The organism is Stenotrophomonas maltophilia group sp. RNC7, from assembly GCF_030910085.1.
GTDB lineage: Bacteria > Pseudomonadota > Gammaproteobacteria > Xanthomonadales > Xanthomonadaceae > Stenotrophomonas > Stenotrophomonas sepilia.
Genome location: NZ_JAVFVN010000603.1, coordinates 1 through 4,341, shown reverse-complemented (window position 1 = coordinate 4,341; position 4,341 = coordinate 1). Strand labels below are relative to the sequence as shown.

The 4,341-nt window shown below is 32.0% G+C and carries 5 protein-coding genes; all 5 read right to left on the bottom strand.

Features of this window, described 5'->3' with window-relative positions:
- Window positions 1–1,396 (bottom strand): PQQ-binding-like beta-propeller repeat protein (locus RCF13_RS11685; protein ID WP_308141198.1); only part of this gene is annotated, 1,396 nt, incomplete at its 3' end.
- A 41-nt stretch (window positions 1,397–1,437) separates the two neighbouring features.
- Window positions 1,438–2,259 carry a hypothetical protein gene (locus tag RCF13_RS11680; protein ID WP_308141197.1) on the bottom strand — a complete coding sequence of 274 codons (822 nt, stop codon included), beginning with the start codon at window positions 2,257–2,259 and terminating at the stop codon, window positions 1,438–1,440.
- Window positions 2,260–2,483: 224 nt separating this feature from the next.
- Complete coding sequence (locus RCF13_RS11675) at window positions 2,484–2,990, bottom strand: hypothetical protein (protein WP_308141196.1); 507 nt, start codon at window positions 2,988–2,990, stop codon at window positions 2,484–2,486.
- A gap of 171 nt (window positions 2,991–3,161) precedes the next feature.
- The gene (locus tag RCF13_RS11670) at window positions 3,162–3,710 is read right to left on the bottom strand and encodes a hypothetical protein (protein ID WP_016121735.1); all 549 of its coding nucleotides are present in this window, start codon (window positions 3,708–3,710) and stop codon (window positions 3,162–3,164) included.
- A 122-nt stretch (window positions 3,711–3,832) separates the two neighbouring features.
- Window positions 3,833–4,341: hypothetical protein (locus RCF13_RS11665; RefSeq protein ID WP_308141195.1), on the bottom strand; the 509-nt coding region annotated here is incomplete at its 5' end.

The following is a 4,341-nucleotide window of genomic DNA, read 5'->3' as shown; positions in this document are numbered from 1 at the left end:
CCCCAAATACTAAGTGTTTCTTTGAAATGTTTGTCTCTGTAGCCAATCCGAGTCCTTGTAGTTGCCAATCTTGAGGTATATCATTATTTGAAGTAGCTTGAATGTATGACCTGTTAATTTTACTATTCGTATAGTCAGTCGCTACATCAACACGATTTCCATTCTGATCTAAAAATATTAATTGTCCAGACGTATCTCCATAAAATATTACTCTTCGACCATCTGGTGTTCTCCAAGCTGTTACATCATTACCAGTATCATAGCCATAGGCTACATCACCATCTATAAAATTACCACTTTTATCTCGTCCGTTATGCGCTGTCCAAGTAATTGCTCCAGTATCTTTTGAAATAGCAATTACTTTACCTGGTTTACGAACAGGAACATATATATTTTTATCATCTATTGCTAAGGAGTTATTTATTAAAGTTACATTAGGAATTTGCGTCCTCCAAACTCTTTCACCAGTATGGATATTTACTTTATATACTCCTCCATACTTATCAGAATGATATAAGTGATCCCCTTCTACAACTGCATTTGATGGAATTCCAGTTTGTGCTTCTTTAAGCCAAACAATTGGATTATTACCACTGATTAAATTATCTACATTTACTTTTACAAGAGGGCTTTTCCTTATATCCGCACGGTGGTTCACACCAAAAATGCCCTCATTATTTCCAATTTTCGTAACAGCACCTGAAATCTCTGCATTATTATGGGTACTTAAGTTATACCTTCTACCAGTAATATTTTTTGATTTAATTCCTTGAACACCATGTATAGCTCCTTTTTGCTTACCTTCTGCTGCTCCTATTAAAACTTTATCATTTGGATAAACGGTAGGTGGACCAACTAATCTGGCTCCCACTTCATAATACCCTAATAATTGCATATCTCTATTCAATGCAACTACTTTGGTATCATAACCTACATAGAATGCATCATTCTCCGCAGACCAAGTGGGATGAGAATATGATTTAACATAGTCACCTAATCTAAATACTTTTGCCCCTTTTTCAATTAAATCCGCAGCCACTTCTGCTTCGGGAGTTTTAGGAGTAAAATACTTAAATTTTACCGGTATTCTATACATGTAGGTTCCTCTAGGGAGATTAAACAAGTTATTATTATCTGGTACCGAAGCGATATGGTAAAAGTAATCCCCTACAGTTATAGTTTGAGATACTGACCATCCCAAGTTCATTTTGGCTTTAAATTTAATAGGAGGTTTTAATTCAGGATCATATATATTTCGTGTTCTTAAATCATCTTTACCATAAACTGGCCAATCAACACCATCCGCGTAAGCTGAATTAATACCTTGAGTAAAGAACGTAGTCACTGCCAAACAACTAACAGTTAGAAATGTACAAAAACGTTTACTTATTTTCATTTAGTTCACACCCTTATTTGTACCTATTATCCATAGTAAATTTATTTTGCTTCATATAAAGTTCCGCCTTCTTGTACATTATTTTTTCCGGCTGCCCCTTCTAATGAGTCATACTCAATTCTTGGTTTGCTATTATCTTGTTTATTTCCACCATTATTGCCCTCACTAGTGCCATTATTCGAATTATTGTTGTTATTGTTGTTATTGTTGTTGTTATTGTTGTTGTTATTGTTGTTGTTGTTATGTGGTTTCTCTTTTGTTTTTTCTTTTGGCTGTTCTACAGGTTTTGTATTATGATTTTCCGAACCGGTCTGTGGATCTGTATTTTTATTTTCATTATTTGTTTTATTTGATTTATCTACTTCATATACATCCCACTTTTTAACGGGACTACTAGGCGATTGATTCTTTTGTTCATTATTTTTAACATGTTCATTCTTCTTATTAGTTTCCCTGTTTTTATCTACTGATGGTTCACTGTTTTTATCTACTGGTGGTTCACTATTCTTTAGTGATTCACCACTCTTGACTTCATTTGTACTATTCTTTTCTTCATCATTCACTATTGGTGAACTACTATTCTCAATTGAGTCATTACTTTCTGTTTCTTGTTTAGGGGTTTCTTTATTTACAGCTGAATCCTCATTTCTATTTTCATCACTATCCGTATCACTTTGACTTTGTATCATCGCTTCATGAATTTTTTTGTTTTCATTTGCCTTATCAATAAGGTATATACCTCCACTTACAATAACCACAATACAACCTAAACATACAATTTTTATGATTCTATTTCTAGCAGTCCCTCCTTCCTTTTTGTCTTTAATTGACTTGGGCATATTCCTATTTTTAAATGGAAACATAGTATCCCTCCTTTTAGCTGAACAGTATCATTTATAAATCTAAAATATATTTTATTCACAAACAGCTAATATTCTAAGATGCTAATTATTATTACTTCAAATAGATTTAATAAAAACGGATTTACTATTTTCAACAAATTGCCCAGGTGCCATTTGATTACTATTTGATACCACTTCATCAAAACTAAATATCATTACAATGCTACAAGTAAAAACCGCAATCCCTAGCAACTTGATTTTTCGCATATAAGCTCCTCATTTCTTTTAAATTCGTAAGAATACCATTTGTTTGGAACTTTTAAAGATGGTTTGCCAGTTAAAGAAAACGAAGCAACTACCCATTCCAAATTCCCCATTTTTACATATGGATCATATAAATCTATTGGCTCAATTAAAAAATGATTTCTAGATGTTTTTTTCCAGATATTCATTAAACTTAAATGAGTTGTGGTCACTAATGGTTCACCATTAGACCATTCAGCAATCTTTTTGAAGTCATCTTCCAGTTCAACATATAGCAGCCCCATTATTTCTTTCTTCTCTTTACTAAAGTTTTCGAACCCATCTGACAAATCGAGAGGCTTCAAATGTACTTCAATGACTTTCTTACCATAGTAGGTGCTAGGTATTAGTAATAGTTTTTGTAATCCAATATGCTCACTTAATTTGATTCCGCTCATAAACCATTTGTGTACTGCTACACTTGTATATACCTTAATCGCTAAAGCCACAGTAAATGTCAGTAAGAAAACTAAAATAAAAAATAAATCTATTAGTGAACTACTAGTGAATAAAAATTTCGCGATATAAGACATCACTAATGAAAAAAATGCGGTATAAAATAACCTTCTTCTTATCATTTGAAACAAATGTAAAGTTTTACTATTTTGTATCATTATAAATTACCTCAAATCCAACAAAAAACTAATTAGTGTGTAAATCACTGAACCCAACATTATTGTTATGGCACCAGGAAAATGATCAAATATTACTTCTTTACTAATTGGTATACCTGGAGTGAAAAATGCCTTTATATCACTAAATTGATATTTAAATGTTTGTAGTACACCATGCTTCTGAAATAACTTAAAGTAAGCAATTATTGCAAGTATTGCTAGATGAAAGATTATTACAGCTGCAGCGATTCTAATATATCCTTGATACGGTAATGTAAGACTGATAAGCAAACTTGTTATAACCAACATTTTGGTGTCACCGGGTGAAGATTGTTTTAAGTACTCTAAAATCAAACCTATCCCCAAAGTTAATACCATCGTCGCCACTGGTTTGTACCACGGACTTGAATTAGCATATCCATAGTAATAACCCAATCCAATAATCAAAAAAGCTAAATGCCATATGTTTTTAGTTACCCTATATTTAACGTCTGTATAAACATTAACCAAGTGATAGACTAAAAACACAGAAAATGGTATAAGTTCAACTCCCAAATTATCCCCCCTGTATATAAGTATGTTGGGCATTATACACATTACATTTTGTTTTTTTAAGTTAAATACAAAAAAAAGTCTATCAACTGATGTATTCATCAATTGATAGACTATATTTTTACTTAGATACCAAATGGATTATTATCTCCATTTACTAAACTGTCTAAGAAAGCTTGCTTCTGTTTCTCTTTTTTCTCTTCGTCACTTTGAGTATTAGACTTAGTTGCTGCAGACAGAAAATCATCATTTGAATTACTCTTATTAACTGCGAATGGATCTTCAAATGTATAAACCTTTTTAGGAGAAAGTTCGCCAGCCTCATTTAAAGATTTAATTTCCCCAGTAACAAAAACTTCTTGTTTTGTTCTTTCTTTATACTGTTCATATTCTTCAACTAAACCAGTAGATAAACGGTTAGGTAATGCTTGAGTCTTAGCGAATGTATAAGAATATACATTTTTATCTATATCCTTTGATTCGATTTGACCAGTAAACACTTTGCAGTCACCATACAGTGATAACTCCGATGAAAGTTTATCTTGCGTATCATCAAGGTATGATGTATTAATTTTCTTTTCTTCAACTACTTCAGAATTAACAATTGTTAGTAATCCTACATTATAAACAGTAT